The organism is Rugosimonospora acidiphila, assembly GCF_039543385.1.
GTDB lineage: Bacteria > Actinomycetota > Actinomycetes > Mycobacteriales > Micromonosporaceae > Rugosimonospora > Rugosimonospora acidiphila.
The window spans coordinates 533473-551073 of sequence record NZ_BAABJQ010000001.1 but is presented as its reverse complement, the minus strand read 5'-3'; the positions used below and the strand labels follow the sequence as shown (position 1 = coordinate 551073).

The window sequence follows — 17601 nt, the reverse complement described above, 5'->3', positions numbered from 1 at the left end:
CCAACCCCGGCCGACGGTCTCAAGCTCGTCCACCGTCGATCCGCCCGCACCTCAAGGTGCGGGCGGTTCCGATCGGTCAGATCTTCTCGATCGGCGCGTGTCGCAGCACGATCCACATTGTCTGGTCGCCGAAGTCGATCTGAGCCTGGGCCCGCGCGCCGGCACCCTCGACCGCCACCACCCGACCCAGCCCCCAGCGCTGATGGTTGACCCGGTCGCCCGGTGCCACGCTGGGCACGTCGGACTTTGCCAGCTCGCTCGCCGTGGACAGGCCCGCCGCCGACGGGATGCCCAGCCGCTCCGCCAGCCGGGCGGCCTTGGGCGTGTTACCGGCGAACCGGTCGCGGTTACCGGTGAACCCGGCCCGCCCGCCGACCCCGCCACCGCTGCCGGACCAGGACGTGTAGGAGGCCTCGGTGCGCTCCCAGCGCATCGCGTCCTCCGGCAGCTCCTCCAGGAACCGGGACGCCGGGTTGTACTGCGGCTGGCCCCACGCGGAGCGGGTCACTGCCCGCGACAGGTACAGCCGGTGCCTGGCCCGGGTGATCCCGACGTAGGCGAGCCGGCGCTCCTCCTCCAGTTCACGGTTGTTGCCCAGCGACCGCAGGTGCGGGAAGACCCCGTCCTCCAGACCGGTGAGGAACACCACCGGGAACTCCAGTCCCTTCGCGGTGTGCAGGGTCATGAGCGTCACCACGCCCTGGTGGTCGGGGTCCTCGGACGGGATCTCGTCGGCGTCGGCGACCAGGGAGACCTGCTCGAGGAAGCCCGCGAGGGTGGGCACGCCGGTGGCCGGGGCTTCGGCGGCCGGGGTCCCGGACGCGGCGATCGGCTCGGCGGCCGGAGTCCCGGACGCGGCGATCGGCTCGGCGGCCGGAGTTCCGGCCTCGGCGGCCTCCTCGGGCGTGGCGAGCGCGGCGGCCGTAGCCTCGGCCCGCTCCGTGTACTCCCGGGCCACGCTCACCAGTTCCTGCAGGTTTTCCACGCGCCCGGCGTCCTGCGGGTCGAGGCTGTCCTCCAGCTCGCTGAGGTAACCCGAGCGCTGCAGCAGCGCCTCGAGCACCTCCTCGGCGGACGCGGTCGCGGACAGCTCGCGCAGCCCGTCCATCAGGGCGAGGAAGTCGTTGATCCCGTTCACCGCCCGGGTGGAGATGCCCGGCGCCTCGACCGCCTTGCGCAGCGCCGCTCCGAACCCGATCCGGTCCCGCGCGGCCAGCGCCTCCACGCACGCCTCGGCCCGATCCCCGATCCCCCGGCGCGGCGTGTTCAGGATGCGCCGCAGGCTCACCGTGTCGTCCGGGTTGGCGATCGCCCGCAGGTAGGCCAGGGCGTCCCGGACCTCCTTGCGCTCGTAGAACCGGACCCCGCCGACCACCTTGTAGGGCAGGCCGACCCGGATGAAAACCTCCTCGAAGACCCGGGACTGCGCGTTCGTGCGGTAGAACACCGCCACGTCGCTCGGGCGGGCCAGGCCCTCGTCGCACAGCCGGTCGATCTCCCGGCCGACCCAGTCGGCCTCGGCGTGCTCGGTGTCGGCGACGTACCCGACGATCTGCTCGCCGGCGCCCTGCTCGCTCCACAGCCGCTTCGGCTTGCGCTCGGTGTTGCGGTCAATAACCGAGTTGGCGGCCGACAGGATGGTCTGGGTGGAGCGGTAATTCTGCTCCAGCAGGATCGTGCGGGCGTCCGGGTAGTCCCGCTCGAATTCCAGGATGTTGCGGATGGTGGCGCCGCGGAAGGCGTAGATCGACTGGTCCGCGTCGCCGACGACGCACAGCTCCCCGGTGTCGCCGACCAGCTCCTTCACGAGCATGTACTGCGCGTGGTTGGTGTCCTGGTACTCGTCGACCAGCACGTGGCGGAACCGGCGACGGTACTTCTCGGCCACTGCGGGGAACGCCTGGAGCAGGTGGACGGTCGTCATGATCAGATCATCGAAGTCCAGCGCGTGCGCCTCCGCCAGCCGGCGCTGGTAGAGCGTGTACGCCTCGGCCAGCGTGCGCTCGGCCGGCCCACTGGCCCGGGCCGCGTTGGTCTCGGGGTCGATCAGCTCGTTCTTCAGGTTGGACACCTGGGTGGCCAGCGATCGGGCCGGATAGCGCTTGGGGTCGAGGTCCAACTCGCGGGCGACCAGCTGCATGAGTCGCCGGGAGTCATCCGCGTCGTAGATCGAGAAGGTCGACTTGAGGTTGACGTGCTCGTGCTCCGCGCGCAGGATGCGCACGCACGCGGAGTGGAACGTCGACACCCACATCATCCGGGCCCGCCCGCCGACCAGCGCGGCGACCCGTTCCTTCATCTCGCCGGCCGCCTTGTTGGTGAAGGTGATGGCGATGATCTCGCCCGGATGCACCTCCCTGGCGGCCAGCAGGTATGCGATGCGGTGGGTCAGCACCCGGGTCTTGCCGGAGCCGGCACCGGCCACGATGAGCAGCGGCGAACCGGCGTGGACGACGGCCTCCCGCTGGGGCCCGTTGAGCCCTTCGAGAAGCTTGTCGGGATCGTTCCCGAGTCGTCTGCCGGAGCCGGGGGCGCCGGAATGGGAGTCGCTGGACTGAGAGCCACGGGGCTGGAAGCCGCTGGCTCCTCCGCGGTGCCCCTGGTGCTCGGCGGGCGACGGCGGGTTGGCGGGGGCGTCGAAGAGAGCATGCATCGCGCAACCGAGTCTATGCCGCACCCCCGACAGAACGCGGCTGCCCGGGCCGGCCCGGATCTCGGGACGCGGCCGGACTAGGGTTCCCCCCATGACACCGCACGGCGTTGGTACGGCGGTCATCATCACCTCGCTGCTCGCCGCCGCGTGGTGCCTGGTGACCACCTTGCGCAAACGCCCCATCGGCATCGGCGAACTGGTCGCCATGGGGGTCGCGCAGGCCCTGGTCATCACGCAGATCGTGATCTCGGTGGTCCACCTGGTGCAGGGCCAGCGACCGCACGAGCTGGCCACCTTCATCGGGTACCTGGTCGCGATCTTTGTGATCCTGCCCGTCGCCGGGGTGCTGGCCAAGATGGAGCCGACCCGCTGGGGCTCGCTCATCGCCACCGTCGGCGGCCTGGTGGTGGCTGTCCTGATCGTCCGGCTCAACCAGATCTGGACCGGCGTTGGCTGAGTTGAAGTCCGATCCCGGCCCGTTGGACCGGCCCGCCCGAGAAACCGGCGGGCCCGGCGGCCCCAGGCCCACGTACGCCGGCCCGGGGCGGGTGCTGGTCGCCGTGTACGGGCTGTTCGCGCTGGCGGCGACCGCCCGGGCGGGGGTACAGATCGCCACCAAGTTCCACGAGGCACCGCTGGCGTACGTGCTGTCCGCACTCGCCGGCGTGGTGTACATCCTGGCGACCGTGGCGCTGGCCCGCTCCGAGCGCCGTTTCGCGGTGCTCTGCTGCTCAATCGAGCTGGTCGGGGTGCTCGCGGTGGGTACCGCCAGCGTGGTCGACCACGCCGCCTTCCCGGATGCGACCGTCTGGTCGGGTTACGGCCAGGGATACGGGTACGTCCCGCTTGTCCTGCCGATTCTGGGACTGCTCTGGCTGCGCCGATCTTCGCGGACTTGACTCTTCCCGGCCGGGAGATGGCATACTCGGGATCGTGCATCAAGACGCGCGATTTTTTTACTACGGCACCGGGAGTCCGGCAGCCGTAGGTCGCGCCTGATCACATGACCTGCGAAACGCCCCGGGCTCTCGAGTCCGGGGCGTTTCGGCGTTCCGGGCGCGGCAGGCCGGCACAGAGGAGAATGAGGAGCAACCATGAGCGCGACTACTCTGGACGGCGCGATGTCTGAATCCACCGAGGGCGGCCCGGAGGCCGCACCGGAGAATCACATCGCGGACCTGCGTCATCGCATCGACGAGATTGATTCGGCCCTGATCGCCCTGTGGCAGGAGCGGGCGGCGATCTCCCAGGAGGTGGGCCGGACCCGGATCGCCTCCGGCGGCACCCGACTGGTCCTGTCCCGCGAGCGGGAGATCCTCGACCGGTTCCGGGACGCCCTCGGCGCCGACGGGACGCAGCTCGCCCTGCTGATCTTGCGGGCCGGGCGGGGACCGCTGTAGGGCCGACGGTAACGTTCGGGTTCGTGAGCTTCCCGCCATCGGTCAAACCCATCTCCGACGCCCAGCGGGTCCTGGTGGTCTCCGCCCACCCCGACGACGCCGACTTCGGTGCGGCCGGCACGGTGGCCCGCTGGGTCGAGCAGGGGCTGGAAGTCGTGTACCTGCTCGTCACCCGGGGCGACGCCGGCGGCTTCGACGAGACCCCGCGCGACCAGATGCCGCTGCTGCGGGAGGCGGAGCAACTGGCCGCTGCCAAGGCCGTGGGGGTCGAGCAGGTGGAGTTCCTCGATGGGTACTCGGACGGCAGGCTGGAGCCCACGATCGCGCTGCGCCGCGACATCACCCGAGTGATCCGCGCCGTCCGGCCCGACCGGATCCTGACCAACTCCCCGCTGCGGCGGTGGGACCGGATCGCGGGGCCGAGCCATCCGGATCACCTGGCGGTGGGCGAGGCCACCACCTGCGCCATCTATCCGGACTCCCGCAACCCGTTCGCCTTCCCCGAGCTGCTGGACGACGAGGGGCTGCAGCCCTGGGTGGTGCGCGAGGTGTGGTACCAGGGCGGACCGAGTCCCGACCTGTTCGTGGACGTGACCGCCACGTACCCGCAGAAGATCGCCGCCCTGCTCGCCCACGTCACCCAGACCTCGCACGAGGACGTCGAGAGCCGGGTGCGCGCGATGCTGGCCGCCAACGCGGCGGCGGCCGGCCTGCCCGACGGCCGCCTGGCCGAGGCGTTCACGGTCCTGTCGACGCAGTAGCCATACCTCGACCTAGTAGCTAAGCCTCGACGCGGATAGCCACATTTCGACGCGGTGGCTACACCAGGCGCCGGTCGGCCGCCCACCGGGACAGCTCATACCGGTTGGACATCTGCAGCTTGCGCAGCACATTGGACACGTGCGTCTCCACCGTCTTGATGGAGATGTAGAGCTCCTTGGCGATCTCCTTGTACGCGTACCCGCGTGCCAGCAGCCGCAGGACCTCCCGCTCCCGGTTGGTCAGCTGGTCCAACTCGGGATCGGCGACCGGGGCGTCCGGCCGCGCGGCGAACGCGTCCAGCACGAAGCCGGCGAGCCGGGGACTGAACACCGCGTCGCCGTCGGCGACCCGCCGGATCGCCGAGGCCAGATCCTCCGGCGAGATGGTCTTGGTGACGTAGCCTCGGGCGCCGGCCCGGATCAGCCCGATCACGTCCTCGGCGGCGTCGGAGACCGACAGCGCGAGGAATTTGATCTGCGGGTGGGTGCGCCGAACCAGGTCCAGCACCGCCCGGCCTCCGCCGTCGGGCATGTGCACGTCGAGCAGCACCACATCCGGGTTGGACGCGCCGATCGCGCTGACCGCCTGGCTCACCGTGCTCGCCTCGCCGATCACGTCGACGTACGCGCCCAGCTCGGCCCGTACCCCGGCCCGGAACATCGCGTGGTCGTCCACGAGGAAGACCCGCAGGCGCTCATCCCTTGCTGTGTCCATCCCTATCCTTCCGATCTGAGATCGGCATGAATAGCCTGACCTCGGTACCCTCGCCCGGCTGGCTGCGGATTTCCGCCCGGCCGCCATGCCGCTCCATCCGGCCGACGATCGATCCACGCACCCCGTGCCGGTCATCCTCCACCGTGGACGGATCGAAGCCCACCCCGCGGTCCCGTACGAAGACCGCTATCGACTCCTGCTCCACCTCGGCGTACAACGAAATGGTCTGCACCTTGGCGTGCTTGCCCGCGTTGACCATCGCCTCCCGGGCCGCCGCCACCAGGGCACCGACCCGGTCGTCCACGGCGTAGTCGCCGACCACCACCGACTCCACCGCTATCGCGTAGGTGTCCTCGACCTCCGCGACGGCCTCCTCCAGCGCGGCGGACATCACCTCGCAGGGCGCCGCCGCCGGCTTGTAGAGCCAATTGCGCAGGCTGCGTTCCTGGCCGCGGGCCAGCCGCAGCACCGTCTTGCCGTCGCCGGAGTTGCGCTGGATCAGGGCCAGCGTGTGCAGCACCTGGTCGTGCACCATGGCGGCCAGCTCGGCGCGCTCCTGCTCGCGGATGCGCCCCTCGCGCTCCGCGCGCAGCTGCGAGAACGTGCGCCACAGCAGCGGCGCGACGACCAGGGCCACCCCGGCCAGGGCGATGACCGTGAAGATCAGGCCATCGAGGATCGACCCGAGCCCGGACGAGGAGAAGACCCGGAACACGTACAGGGTGCCGAAGATCCCGGTGACGATGAGCAGGCCGCCGCCGATGAGCCGGACGAGGTAGCTGCGCCGGTCCCCCTCCTCGACCATCACGCCCAGCCACGGCGCCTGCGGCACCGCCTCCCGCCACTGCCGGCGCCGACCTGGCTCGGCCAGGTGCCAGATCAGCCCGGCACCAACCGCGATCATCGCTATCAGCCAGCCGAGCAGGCCGTTGGCCCCGCCGAAGAAACCGGACAGCTGGGACACCAGCACGATGCCCACACCCAGGGCCAGGAACGGCAGCACCAGCCGCCGGTCGCGCCCGGCCGGGCGGTCGCCGAGCGGGCCGGGCGCCGCCGGCAGGACCGCCCAGAACGCCGCGTACAGCAGGGCGCCGAGCCCGTTGATCGGCAGCAGCGCGATGAACGCGATGCGCACGGCGAGGGTGGGCAGCCCAAGATGGGTCGCGATGCCGGACGCCACGCCCGCGACCACCCGGTGACCGGGGTCACGGTACAGGCGACGGACGGTGACCAACTGCGTTCCCCTCGATTGACTGCTTCGATCGTCACACGAGGATGGGTGCGCTGGCCACGGGGAGGTCCCCTACCGCGTTTTCAGGGTCGGCTCAGGGTCTACGCCGGAGGTGTACCAGCCGGCGCGGGGTGAGGATCGAGACATGACGAATCAGGCTCCCCCGGACGAGCCGGCCCGGGACCACCCGCCCGCCGCTCCGGCCGAGGTGCCGACCGGCGACGAATCGACCATGGAACTGCCGACGGCCGACGACTCGGACGCCGCCGCGCCCGTCTGGGACGAGGCCGCGCCCGTCTGGGACGACGCCGTGTCGCCCGCGCACCCCGCCGTTCCGGGGCCTACCACCGACCTTCCGGAGCCCGCGGACCCGCAGCCCGCCGAGGCGGAGCCCGCGGACCCGCAACCCGCCGAGCCGGAGCCCGCGGACGAGCGGCCCGCCGAGCCGGAGCCCGCCGAGCCGGAGTTGAGCGCCTCGGAGCCCACGATTTGGGAGCCCACCGTTTGGGAGCCCACCGTCGCGGAGCCGGCCATCGACCTGGACCCGACGGTTCCGGTGGGCCCCGGTCCCCTCGTGGACTCCGCCGCGTTCCTGGGCTCCGACGCGCCCTCCGACCACGACGCGCCGGTCAGCGGCGCCGCGCCGCTGAAGGAGGACGTACTCTCCGACGGCCCCGCGCCGGTCGAGGACAACGTGCCCTCCGACGGCGATGTGCCGCTCAAGGACGACCTGCCACTCAAGGACGACCTGCCGCTCAAGGACGACCTGCCGCTCACGGACGATGCGCCGATCGAGGACGATGCGCCGATCGAGGACGACGTGCCGGCCGCCGGGCCGGCCGGGGCCGTCCCCCCGACGGGAGACTTCCCGCCGCCCGGCGGATTCCCGCCGCCCGGTGATTACCCAACCGGTGAGTTCCCACCGCCCGGGTTCCCGCCGCCCGGAGGCTTTCCGCCGCCCGGGTTCCCGCCGCCCGGAGGCTTTCCGCCCCCTCCGCCCGGCACCGCCGGCTGGGCGGCCAACCGGTTCGGGCTCGTCCGCCCCGCCCAGGGGCGCATGATCGCCGGCGTGTGCGCCGCCATCGGCCGCGCCACCAACACCGATCCGGTGCTGTGGCGGGTGCTGTTCGCCGTACTGACCCTGGCCGGCGGGGTCGGCGTGCTCGCGTACCTGCTGGGCTGGCTGCTGATCCCGGCCGAGGGTGACACCGGCTCACCGGTCGAGGCCCTGCTCGGCCGGGGCCGGTCGAGCACCTCGCCGATAGTGGTGATCATCTGCGGCGTGATCGCCGCGTTCGCCCTCGGCTCGGTGGTCTACCACGGCCTGCGCTCGGCCGTCGTGTTGCTGGCGCTGATCATCGGCGCGATCATCCTGCTGAACCGGGGCGGACAGCGGTGGAACGGCGCCCCGCCGCCCGCCGACGGGACCTCGCCGGGGTACCCGGGCGGGTCGGCGCCCTCGGACGTACCGCCATGGAGGGCCGCCTCGACGGCGTGGACCGACCCCACCGCCCGGGCACCGTGGACCACCCCCGGAGCCGGGCCGGTGCCGGCCACGGATGCTCCCGCCGACCCGTCCGTGACCCAGACCATGCCGATGGGAGCCCCGGCGCCTACGGCACCCGGATACCGGCCTCCGTTCGCGCCGCACGGCCCGTACGAGCCTCAGGGCCGATACGCGTACCCCGGGCTGTCGACGACCTCCCCGTCCACGCAGCTTCCGCCGCCGCCCATGTCGCCGCCGTACCTGTCGCCGCCGCCCGTACCACCGCCGCCTCCGCGGCCGCCGCGGCGCCGGACACCCTCGCGGCTCGGCCGGGTCACGTTCTCGGTGACGCTGCTGGTGCTCGGCCTGTTGGCCCTCGTGGACACCCGGTTCGACGTCCCCTTCACCGCCTACGCGGCGGCGATCGTGGCCACGATCGGCCTCGGCCTGCTGGTGGGCGCCTGGTTCGGCCGGGCACGCTGGCTCATCCCGCTGGGCATTGTCGCAGCGATGGTGCTGGCCATCGGCTCGGCCGTCGAACGCGCGGACCTCGGGAACCTCAACGTCGACGGCAGCGACACGACCTGGACCCCGATGACGGTGGGAACGGTCCAGGACACGTACCGGTCGAACCTCGGCGACGCGACGCTCGATCTGACCAATGTGGACTTCACCGGCAGCACGAAGCAGGTCCAGGTCACGGCGAACGCCGGTAACCTGACCATCCTGCTACCGCCGGACGTGGACACCGAGGTGCACGCCACCGTCCACGCGGGGGACGCGCAGGTGTTCGGCGAACACTGGAGCGGGCTCGGCTCCCCGCAGCACGCGGTTAGCGACAACGGCGGCGACGGGCCCGGCGGCGGCAAGCTCGTACTCAACCTGCGTCTCAACGCCGGCGAAATGGAGGTGCACCGATGAAGCGGCACCGTACCGACGTGCTGTCCCTGCTGTTCGGGGTGATCTTCATTCTGGTGGCGCTGTGGTGGCTGCTCGGCCGTTCGATCGACATCGGTGTGGGCACGCTGGCCTGGGCGGTCGCGGTGGCGCTGATCGTGCTGGGAGGGGTGAGCCTGCTCGGTGCGCTGCGCGGCCGGGACACCGCGGCGCGCGACCAGGATCGTGAGGATTGGCCCACCGGGTGAGCCGTCGAGATCAGATATGCCCGCCTATGCTGGGCCCCATGTCCCAACCACCCCGCCGCCCGATCCCGCTGCTCGGCGAGGTCCGGCTCGGGCCGAGAGCGGCCAGGGCGCTGACCGCGGAGATCGCCCGGCACCCCGGCCCCAAGAGTTGCCTCCTGCTCGCGGTTACCGCCGACTCCGCGGTGCTGGCCGCCGCGCTGGATGCGCTGCTGCCCACGGACACGCTGATCCTGGTCCCGCTGGCCGGCGCCGCGGATGGGCTGCGCGCCCACCTGGCGTCCGCGACGTCGGCCGATCGGCGGGTACGGGTGGTCGACTCGCTGACCGAGATCGATCCGGTGGACGTGGCGGTCGTGGCCGAGGTGCTCAGCGGCGGCGCCGAGGCGGCCCGCGGGTACCTGGACGAGGTCGGCAAGCACCTCGCCGAGGGCGGGGTACTGTCGGTCGCGGCGCTGGCCGGGCTGGACGACGCGGCCGAGGAACTGGGCCGACAGGCCGACTTCACCGGGGTCGGCAGCGATCTGGTGGTGCGCAACCTGCCTCCGGTACGGGTTCACCGGCTGCGGTTCACACCTGCCTCGCCGGCCATCGCCGCCCGGCTGGCCCCGGCGTACCGGCCATCCAGCGTGCCGCTGACCCGATCCATGAACATCGACTCAAACGGCGTGGCCGCGGCCGGCATCGCGCTGGGGCTGGCGGCCGCGCTCCGGTTCGGCCGGCGCGGTTCGCGGCTCTGGCTCGTACCCGCGCTGGCCGCCGTTCCGGTGGCGGCGTTCTTCCGCGATCCCAACCGGCAGCCGCCGGCGGACGGCGCGGCCGTGGTCGCGGCCAGCGACGGCACCGTCCTGTCGGTGGAGCGGGTGACCGATCCGCGGTTCGGCCAGCCGGCCGACTATCTGCGCGTCGCGGTGTTCCTGTCGGTGCTCGACGTGCATGTGAACCGCGCGCCGGTGGCCGGCCGGGTGGTCGACTACTTCGTCGAGGACGGTGGGTTCGCGCCCGCGATGAAGCCGGCGGCCGAGCACAACGTCGCGGCGTACACGGTGCTGGAGACCGAGCACGGCAAGGTCGTGGTGGCCCAGCGGACCGGCCTGATCGCGCGGCGCATCGTGCAGCGGGCTCCGGTCGGCTCGCTGCTGGCCCGCGGCGAGCGCTTGGGCCTGATCCGGTTCGGCTCGCGGACGGACGTCTATCTGCCGGTGGACGCGGTCGAGCCGGCCGTGGCGCAGGGCGACAAGGTCGCCGGCGGCGCCACCGTCATCGCCCGCTGGCGCTGAGCGGCACCGTCATCGCCCGCTGGGGTTGAGCGCCACCGTCATCGCCCGCTGAGGTTGAGGACCGCACCGGCCCGGCGCGGGACCGGGCCGGTGGGTCTAAGCCGGAGGGCCTGAGCCGGTGGGAACAGCTCGTTCAGGACTCGGGCGTGAGTGGCGCTTTCGGGGCGCGCGCTCAGCGTGCGGGGGCGCCGGTGCGCTGGCGGAGCCAGACCAGCGGCCCGCTGGCCAGGTAGAGCGCGACCAGCGCGGCGAAGGTGATCCGGTAATCGAGGAACGCGCCGACCACCGGGGCCAGCCAGAGCCACAGCGGGAGGCGCACTATCCGGTTCAGCTTCGCGTAGGGGAAGCCCGACACCATCGCCAGCGCCAGCACCGCGATCGCGGCCACCGCCAGCGTGCCCGACGGGCGCAGCCCGATCAGGATCGCCAGGCCGAGGACGGCCGCGGCCATCGTGGTGGGTACCCCGCAGAAGAACCGCCCATCCTTGGGCGAGACGTTGAACCGGGCCAGCCGGATCGCGGAACACGCGGCGACCATCACGCAGGCGCCGGCCACCAGCCCGGCGTGGGCCGTCGGCTGCACGGAGGAGTACACCACCACCGGGGCCGCGATACCGAACGAGCACATGTCGGCGAGCGAGTCCATCTGCGCGCCGAACGGGCTGGCCACGCCGAGCCGGCGGGCCAGCGCACCGTCCATCCCGTCGAAGACGACGCAGCCGACCAGGCAGAGCGCCGCCCAGCGGACGCCGGAGTGCATGCTCAGCAGGATCGCCGACATGCCCAGCACGAGACTGCTCAGGGTGCAGGCGTTGACCGCCGCGAACCGGAGCCGCCGGGCCAGCGTCGGCGCGCCGGGCAGCAGCGGGATGGGGGCGCTCGACCGCGGGGTCGCCGCGTCCGCGCCCGGGAGATCCTCGCCGAGCACGTGCCCGCTGGTGAAGCCCACCGGGTCCGGGGCGGCCGGCGCCAGCGACTCCGGCGATGGACGGTTCGCCGGTATGACCGGCGGGACGATGCGCGTGAGCGGGCCTCCGGACGGCCGGACCGGGTCTCCGGTGAACGGCGCGGCGGCCTCCGGCCCACCGGGCAGGGTCACCAACCCGGCCGCCAGCGCGGTACCGGAGGTTCCGAGGCCCCGATTCCGGCGGCGCACCCGCACGGTGAGCACCTGGCGGGCGAACGACCCGCTGCGGCGCAGCCGTCCTGCCCAACGGCGCCCCGCCGGACGGGGACTGTCGATGGTGCGGCGCCGACCCCAAGGGGTTCTCGGCACGGTCTCCTCCAGATTGAAGATGAAATGGCCCCGCCTTTGCGGCCTACACCATCGCACAGAACGGGCGTCGTTGGCGACGGGTAGTACTCGAGTTCTTACCCGACTCCGAGTCGAGCAGCGGGGCTCACCGCCATGATAAGCCGATCACCCAAGGTGACTTGCGATCGATGAACGGGCAAACTGGTTGAGCCGGATCCCGTGCAGGTCCGCCGGGTCGAACCAGGCCGACGCCTCGGTCGATCCGCCGGCGGCCTCGGTCACTCTCGGTGTGGTCGGCGCGTCCACCTCGACCCGGAACAGGATGCGTACCGTGTGCCAGTTCATAGGATGGCCCTCCGGCCCCATGGCGGCCGGGTTGTGGAAGTGGGACGCGTCCAGCAGGGCGGTCACCCGGCCGGCCTGGCCGGCCTCCTCTTCCAGCTCGCGCCGCAGGCCAGAGGTTGCCTGCTCACCGAAGTCGGTACCCCCGCCGGGGAGGTGCCAGGTGCCGGCGCCGGGGTACCCGGGGGCGATCCGGCACAGCAGCAACCGGCCGGCCGGGTCGGTCACCAGGCCGTACGCCGCGAACCGCTGAACGGTCCGGCGAGCCGGATCGAGGTCGGGCTCGGCCTCCGGCGGATGGCCACTCTCGGTTACCGGAAGGCCGAGGGCCCTGGCCGTGTACGGCCTGAGCGGCAGCCCACCGAGGCGGTCCGGGGCCACCCACTCGGCCGGCCCCGGGTCATCCACCCGGTTACGGAGGGTGCCCCCGATCACGGCGACGTCGTAGATCACTCGATCGGTGTGCGTCACGATCCCGGCCTCCGGATGAGGCGCGAAATCGGCCGTAACGTCACGCAGCGTAATCACGAATACATCGGCGCCGGTCGCTTCGTAATATCGGCGGACCACCGCGCCGGCGGGCGACTCGCCGTGCTCCACCGGGCCGCCCGGAAGGCGCCACTGTTCCGGCCCACCGTCGCGTTCCGGCCCACCGTCGCGTTCAGGCCCACCGTCGCGCCGCGGCCCCCCTCGTACCAGCAGGATCCGCCCGTCGGGGTCGCGCGCCAGCCCGTGCGCCGCGATCCGGCGCCGCTGTTTCATGATCGGAAGATTATCGGACTCCTCCGGCCGAACCGGCTCATACTCCGGCTCGGGCGGCAGCCAGCGCCTCGGTGGTCACCTCGGTCAGCTCCAGCTCGGTCAGCTCGGACCGGTCGAACCAGCGGGCCTCGCAGGTGGAGCCGCCGATGTCGTGCACCTTCGGCACCCCGGCCGGGTCGACCTCCACCCGGTAGAACGCCCGGACCCCGTGCCAGTCGATCGGGTACCCCTCGGGGCCCAGCGACGCGGCGTCCCGGTGGCTGGCCACACCCAGCAGTTCGACCAGCCGGCCCTGCTGGCCGGTCTCCTCGGCGAGTTCGCGGATCAGCGCGTTCCCCGGCTGCTCGCCGTAGTCCGTGCCGCCGCCGGGCAGGTGCCAGCGCCCGGCGCCCGGGTACCCCTCGGCGATCCGGGTCAGCAGGATCCGGCCGTCGGTGTCGCTGGCCACCGCGTACGCGGCGAAGCGCTGCGCGCGGTGCAGCCCGTCCGGGCCGGGGTACGCGTAGAACGACGGGAACTCCGGTGGCTCGTCCGGCCGCAGGTCGACCGAGGCCGTCGGCAGTCCCAGCGCGGCGGCCGTGAACGGGCGCAGGGGCAGGGTGGCGGCCTCGGCGAGGTTCACCCAGCGGGCCAGGTCGGTGGGCTGCCCGACCCGGTCGATCAGGCCCCCGCCGCGCACGGTGACGCGGTAGATCAACCGGTCGGTGTGGATGGTGACGCCCCGGTTCGGCAGGGAGCGCATGTCGGCGTGCACATCGACGAGTTCGGCCACGGCGACCGACAGCCCGGTCTCCGCGGCGGTCTCGCGGACCACGGTGTCGTTGGGGTTCTCGCCATGATCGACGGCCCCGCCCGGGAGCGACCACGCGCCGGGGGTACCGGAGCGGGGGGACGCCCGAACCAACAGGACTTCATCCGACGAATTTCGACATATCGCGTAGGCGGCGATCCGCCTCAGAGGCTCAAGCGCGGGGGTCACAGGTGGCCATTGTGCCCGGGTTTTCTGTCACCTAATTGTTAACTGTCGGGTTCCTGACAGTTGCCCTCCGCATCGTGGGATGTCCTGGAAAGTCGCGGTTTGGGGGTCACCAGAACCGGGCCCAGCAGCGGTCGGCCGCGTCGCGCCCGGTCGCCCGGGGCGGCGTTCACTCCCACTCGATCGTGCCCGGGGGCTTGCTGGTGACGTCCAGGACCACCCGGTTGACCTCGGCCACCTCGTTCGTGATCCGGGTCGAGATGTGGGCAAGCACCGGGTACGGCAGCCTCGACCAGTCGGCGGTCATCGCGTCCTCGCTGCTGACCGGGCGCAGCACCACGGGGTGACCGTACGTGCGCCCGTCGCCCTGGACCCCGACCGACCGCACGTCGGCCAGCAGCACCACCGGGAACTGCCACACGTCCCGGTCCAGGCCGGCGGCGGTCAGCTCCTCGCGGGCGATCCGGTCGGCGGCGCGCAGTATCGCCAACCGGTCCCCGGTCACCTCTCCGATGATCCGGATGGCCAGGCCGGGGCCGGGGAACGGGTGCCGCCAGACCATCGCCTCCGGCAGGCCCAACTCGGCGCCGATCGCCCGTACCTCGTCCTTGAACAGCGTGCGCAGCGGCTCCACCAGCGCGAACTTCAGGTCCTCCGGCAGCCCGCCGACGTTGTGGTGGGACTTGATGTTGGCGGTACCGGTGCCACCGCCGGACTCCACCACGTCCGGGTAGAGGGTGCCCTGGACCAGGAACTCCACGTCGCCCTGCTCGGCGACCTCGCGGGCGGCCTGCTCGAAGACCCGGATGAACTCCCGGCCAATGATCTTGCGCTTCTGCTCCGGGTCGGTGACTCCGGCCAGCGCCGCGAGGAACCGGTCGGCCGCGTTCACCACCTTGAGCTTGATCCCGGTGGCCTCTACGTAGTCCGTCTCCACCTGCTCGGCCTCGCCGGCCCGCAGCAGACCGTGATCAACGAACACGCAGGTCAGCTGGTCGCCGACCGCCCGGTGCACGAGCGCGGCGGCGACCGCGGAGTCCACCCCGCCGGACAGCCCGCAGATCACCTGCTTGTCGCCGACCTGGGCGCGGATCGAGGCCACCTGCTCGGCGATGATCCCCTCGTTGGTCCAGGTGGGCTCGAGGCCGGCGATGTCGTACAGGAAGTGCTCCAGCACCCGCTGCCCATCCGGGGTGTGCGCGACCTCGGGGTGGAACTGCACCCCGGCGCGCCGGCCGGCGAGGTCCTCGAAGGCCGCGACCGGGGCGCCCGCGCTCTGCGCGGTGACCTCGAAGCCGGCCGGGGCCTCGGTGACGCTGTCGCCGTGGCTCATCCAGACGTCCTGGGTCGGCTCCAGCCCGGAGAACAGCCGGCCGGCACCCAGCACGGCCAGTTTGGTGCCGCCGAACTCGCGCTGCCCGGTGTGCGCCACGGTGCCGCCGAGGACCCGGGCCATCGCCTGGAAGCCGTAGCAGATGCCGAAGACGGGTACGCCGGCCTCGAACAGCGCGCCGTCGATCTGGGGGGCGCCGGGCTCGTACACGCTGGACGGCCCGCCGGACAGGATGATCGCGGCCGGATCCTTGGCCAGCAGGTCGGCAACGGGCATCGAGTGCGGCACGATCTCCGAGTAGACGTGCGCCTCGCGGACCCGGCGGGCGATCAGCTGCGCGTACTGGGCGCCGAAGTCGACGACCAGCACCGGACGGGGCTTGGACATGCCGCAAAGCCTACCGGGGCCCCTCCGGCGACCGTCGGGTCGGCGCGGCGCCCCGGCCGTGCCGGAGGTCTCGACGTGATCCGGCTCACCGAGTGGTGACGGCCTCCCATCGGTGGTGAACTGGGATCGTGGGCAAGATTCTGGTCGGTACCGCCTCCTGGACGGACAAGACGCTGCTCGCCTCCGGTTGGTACCCGCAGACCGCCGACACCCCCGAGAAGCGGCTGGCGCACTACGCGAAGCAGTTCCCGCTCGTGGAGGTCGACTCGACCTACTACTCCCCACCGGCCGAGAACACGGTCGGCCTGTGGGCGGCCCGGACCCCGGCGAACTTCCTGTTCAACGTCAAGGCGTTCAGCCTGCTCACCGGCCACCCCACCCAGCCGAACAAGCTCTACAAGGACCTGCGCCCGGAGACCGACAAGAAAAACATCTACCCGGACGATCTGTCCCCACAGGCGTACGAGGACGTGTGGACCCGGTTCCTGAGCGCGCTCGATCCGCTGGCCGAGGCCGGCAAGCTCGGTGTCCTGTTGTTCCAGTTCCCGCCCTGGTTCACCATTCGCCGCTCGCACAAGGACTACCTGGTGGAGGTGGCCCGGCGATGCAGCCCGCTGCGGGTGGCCATCGAACTGCGCCACGAGAGCTGGTTCCACGGCGACAACCAGCAGGAGACGCTGGACTTTCTGCGCAGGCACGAGCTTCCGTTCGTCGCGGTGGACATGCCGCAGGGGCACAAGTCGTCCATACCGCCGGTGCTGTCGGCCACCAGCGACCTGGCGGTGGTCCGCTTCCACGGGCACAGCGACAACTGGACCAGCCGGGACATCTACGAAAAGTTCGGCTACGACTACTCCGACGAGGAACTGCGGTCGTGGGCGCCGAGGCTTTCGAAGCTCGCCGAGCAGGCGACACAGACCCACGTGCTCATGAACAACTGCTACTCCGACTACGCGCAGCGCAACGCCGCGACGCTGGTCGATCTGCTCAGCGGGTAGGCGGCCCGGCCGCCAGCAGTTCGAGCAGCGCGGCGGTGGCGCCGCTGGGTGGGCGTCCCACGGCGACCACCGCGCAGAGATCCCGGCGCAGCGGCGGGGCGATCGGGACCGCCCGTACCCGAGGGACGGCGCGCACGGCCGCCGGCGGGAGTACCGCCACGCCGAGCCCCTGCTCGACGAACTCCACCAGGTACTGCATGTTCTGCACCTCGGCGCCGATCCGCCGGGCGAGGCCGGCCGCCGCGCAGGCCGCGTCGATCTGGGCGCGCAGCGCGGAGTCCTCGCGGTACTCGACAAAGACGCGCTCGCGCAGCGCCGGGTCGTCCAGCCGCACGGTGGCGCGGCCGGCGAGCGGATCGTCGCCGGGCACCGCGAGCACCAGGTCGTCGTTGCCCAGGTCGATCCGGGTGAGGCTCGACCGATCGATCGGGCCGTCCACGAAGGCGACGTCCAGCTCCGCATCGACGACCGCCCGCGCGAGGGCGGGGGCCGCGGCGTGGCGCAGCCGGATGGTGACACCGGGATGGGCCCGGCGGAACCGGCCCAGCAACGCCGCGAGGTCCACGACGCCGAAGGTCTGGATGGCGCCCACGAGTAGCTCGCCGCGCAGCACGCCACGCACCCCGGCGACGGCGTCGCGGCCATCCTCGGCCGCCGCCAGCGCTCGCCGGGCGGCGGGCAGCAGCGCCCGGCCGGCCTGGGTCAGCGCCACGCGGCGGTTGTCCCGGACGAACAGCGCCTCCCCCAGCTCCCGCTCCAGCGCGCCGATCGAGGAGCTCAGGCTGGACTGCACCACGTGCACGCGGGCCGCGGCGCGGGTGAAGTGCCGCTCCTCGGCGACCGCGACGAAGTGCGCGAGCTGGCGGAGCTCCATGAATCG

Annotated in this window: 16 protein-coding genes; 8 read left to right on the top strand and 8 right to left on the bottom strand. The window is 72.1% G+C overall.

The window, feature by feature from the left end; genetic code table 11:
- Positions 1-76: 76 nt before the first annotated feature.
- Positions 77-2653: a UvrD-helicase domain-containing protein gene (locus ABEA87_RS02735; protein ID WP_345625650.1), complete on the bottom strand. Its 2577-nt coding sequence runs from the start codon at positions 2651-2653 to the stop codon at positions 77-79.
- A 91-nt stretch (positions 2654-2744) separates the two neighbouring features.
- On the opposite strand from ABEA87_RS02735, the gene ABEA87_RS02730 reads away from it, so the two are divergent.
- The 4 genes from ABEA87_RS02730 (at position 2745) to ABEA87_RS02715 (ending at position 4814) form a co-directional block, all read left to right on the top strand.
- Positions 2745-3110 carry a hypothetical protein gene (locus tag ABEA87_RS02730; RefSeq protein WP_345625649.1) on the top strand — a complete coding sequence of 122 codons (366 nt, stop codon included), beginning with the start codon at positions 2745-2747 and terminating at the stop codon, positions 3108-3110.
- Positions 3103-3552 (top strand): hypothetical protein, encoded by a 450-nt coding sequence (locus ABEA87_RS02725; protein WP_425570717.1) that lies wholly within the window; start codon positions 3103-3105, stop codon positions 3550-3552. Before ABEA87_RS02730 ends, ABEA87_RS02725 begins: the two co-directional genes overlap by 8 nt.
- A gap of 222 nt (positions 3553-3774) precedes the next feature.
- Entirely contained in the window at positions 3775-4053 is a 279-nt protein-coding gene (locus ABEA87_RS02720; protein ID WP_345625783.1) for a chorismate mutase, read from the top strand.
- A gap of 23 nt (positions 4054-4076) precedes the next feature.
- Positions 4077-4814 carry a PIG-L deacetylase family protein gene (locus tag ABEA87_RS02715; RefSeq protein ID WP_345625647.1) on the top strand — a complete coding sequence of 246 codons (738 nt, stop codon included), beginning with the start codon at positions 4077-4079 and terminating at the stop codon, positions 4812-4814.
- A gap of 58 nt (positions 4815-4872) precedes the next feature.
- Here the strand turns inward: ABEA87_RS02715 and ABEA87_RS02710 are convergent, their stop codons facing one another.
- Both ABEA87_RS02710 and ABEA87_RS02705 read right to left on the bottom strand, forming a co-directional pair.
- Positions 4873-5529 (bottom strand): response regulator transcription factor, encoded by a 657-nt coding sequence (locus ABEA87_RS02710; RefSeq protein WP_345625645.1) that lies wholly within the window; start codon positions 5527-5529, stop codon positions 4873-4875.
- Entirely contained in the window at positions 5510-6763 is a 1254-nt protein-coding gene (locus ABEA87_RS02705; RefSeq protein ID WP_345625643.1) for a PspC domain-containing protein, read from the bottom strand. Before ABEA87_RS02705 ends, ABEA87_RS02710 begins: the two co-directional genes overlap by 20 nt.
- 142 nt (positions 6764-6905) lie before the next feature.
- Here ABEA87_RS02705 and ABEA87_RS02700 point away from each other — a divergent pair, with 142 nt between their 5' ends.
- The 3 genes from ABEA87_RS02700 to ABEA87_RS02690 are packed head-to-tail and all read left to right on the top strand — an operon-like array spanning position 6906 to position 10668.
- On the top strand, positions 6906-9167 hold the full coding sequence (locus tag ABEA87_RS02700; RefSeq protein ID WP_345625642.1) for a PspC domain-containing protein: 2262 nt from the start codon (positions 6906-6908) through the stop codon (positions 9165-9167).
- A complete protein-coding gene (locus ABEA87_RS02695; protein ID WP_345625641.1) occupies positions 9164-9391 on the top strand; it encodes a hypothetical protein in 228 nt (75 codons plus the stop codon). Before ABEA87_RS02700 ends, ABEA87_RS02695 begins: the two co-directional genes overlap by 4 nt.
- A gap of 38 nt (positions 9392-9429) precedes the next feature.
- Positions 9430-10668, top strand: coding sequence for a phosphatidylserine decarboxylase (locus ABEA87_RS02690; protein WP_345625639.1), 1239 nt, complete (start codon positions 9430-9432; stop codon positions 10666-10668).
- 172 nt (positions 10669-10840) lie between these two features.
- Here the strand turns inward: ABEA87_RS02690 and ABEA87_RS02685 are convergent, their stop codons facing one another.
- From ABEA87_RS02685 to guaA, 4 genes are all read right to left on the bottom strand, one after another.
- Complete coding sequence (locus ABEA87_RS02685; protein WP_425570731.1) at positions 10841-11869, bottom strand: CDP-alcohol phosphatidyltransferase family protein; 1029 nt, start codon at positions 11867-11869, stop codon at positions 10841-10843.
- A 219-nt stretch (positions 11870-12088) separates the two neighbouring features.
- Positions 12089-13027 (bottom strand): NUDIX hydrolase, encoded by a 939-nt coding sequence (locus ABEA87_RS02680; RefSeq protein ID WP_345625637.1) that lies wholly within the window; start codon positions 13025-13027, stop codon positions 12089-12091.
- A gap of 37 nt (positions 13028-13064) precedes the next feature.
- Entirely contained in the window at positions 13065-14006 is a 942-nt protein-coding gene (locus ABEA87_RS02675) for an NUDIX domain-containing protein (protein ID WP_345625635.1), read from the bottom strand.
- 166 nt (positions 14007-14172) lie between these two features.
- Positions 14173-15723: a glutamine-hydrolyzing GMP synthase gene (gene guaA, locus ABEA87_RS02670; RefSeq protein WP_345625633.1), complete on the bottom strand. Its 1551-nt coding sequence runs from the start codon at positions 15721-15723 to the stop codon at positions 14173-14175.
- Positions 15724-15851: 128 nt separating this feature from the next.
- On the opposite strand from guaA, the gene ABEA87_RS02665 reads away from it, so the two are divergent.
- Positions 15852-16721, top strand: a complete 870-nt coding sequence (locus tag ABEA87_RS02665; RefSeq protein ID WP_345625631.1) for a DUF72 domain-containing protein — start codon at positions 15852-15854, stop codon at positions 16719-16721.
- Here ABEA87_RS02665 and ABEA87_RS02660 read toward each other — a convergent pair.
- Positions 16711-17595, bottom strand: coding sequence for a LysR family transcriptional regulator (locus ABEA87_RS02660; RefSeq protein ID WP_345625629.1), 885 nt, complete (start codon positions 17593-17595; stop codon positions 16711-16713). The genes ABEA87_RS02665 and ABEA87_RS02660 overlap by 11 nt on opposite strands.
- Positions 17596-17601 lie beyond the last annotated feature (6 nt).

What these genes read in the sequence shown, in the direction of transcription:
- ABEA87_RS02730 (WP_345625649.1), top strand. Translation starts at nt 2,745, where the DNA reads ATGACACCGCACGGCGTTGGTACGGCGGTCATCATCACCTCGCTGCTC.
- ABEA87_RS02680 (WP_345625637.1), bottom strand. Translation starts at nt 13,027, where the DNA reads ATGAAACAGCGGCGCCGGATCGCGGCGCACGGGCTGGCGCGCGACCCC.
- ABEA87_RS02700 (WP_345625642.1), top strand. Translation starts at nt 6,906, where the DNA reads ATGACGAATCAGGCTCCCCCGGACGAGCCGGCCCGGGACCACCCGCCC.
- guaA (WP_345625633.1), bottom strand. Translation starts at nt 15,723, where the DNA reads ATGTCCAAGCCCCGTCCGGTGCTGGTCGTCGACTTCGGCGCCCAGTAC.
- ABEA87_RS02660 (WP_345625629.1), bottom strand. Translation starts at nt 17,595, where the DNA reads ATGGAGCTCCGCCAGCTCGCGCACTTCGTCGCGGTCGCCGAGGAGCGG.
- ABEA87_RS02710 (WP_345625645.1), bottom strand. Translation starts at nt 5,529, where the DNA reads ATGGACACAGCAAGGGATGAGCGCCTGCGGGTCTTCCTCGTGGACGAC.
- ABEA87_RS02735 (WP_345625650.1), bottom strand. Translation starts at nt 2,653, where the DNA reads ATGCATGCTCTCTTCGACGCCCCCGCCAACCCGCCGTCGCCCGCCGAG.
- ABEA87_RS02690 (WP_345625639.1), top strand. Translation starts at nt 9,430, where the DNA reads ATGTCCCAACCACCCCGCCGCCCGATCCCGCTGCTCGGCGAGGTCCGG.
- ABEA87_RS02720 (WP_345625783.1), top strand. Translation starts at nt 3,775, where the DNA reads ATGTCTGAATCCACCGAGGGCGGCCCGGAGGCCGCACCGGAGAATCAC.
- ABEA87_RS02695 (WP_345625641.1), top strand. Translation starts at nt 9,164, where the DNA reads ATGAAGCGGCACCGTACCGACGTGCTGTCCCTGCTGTTCGGGGTGATC.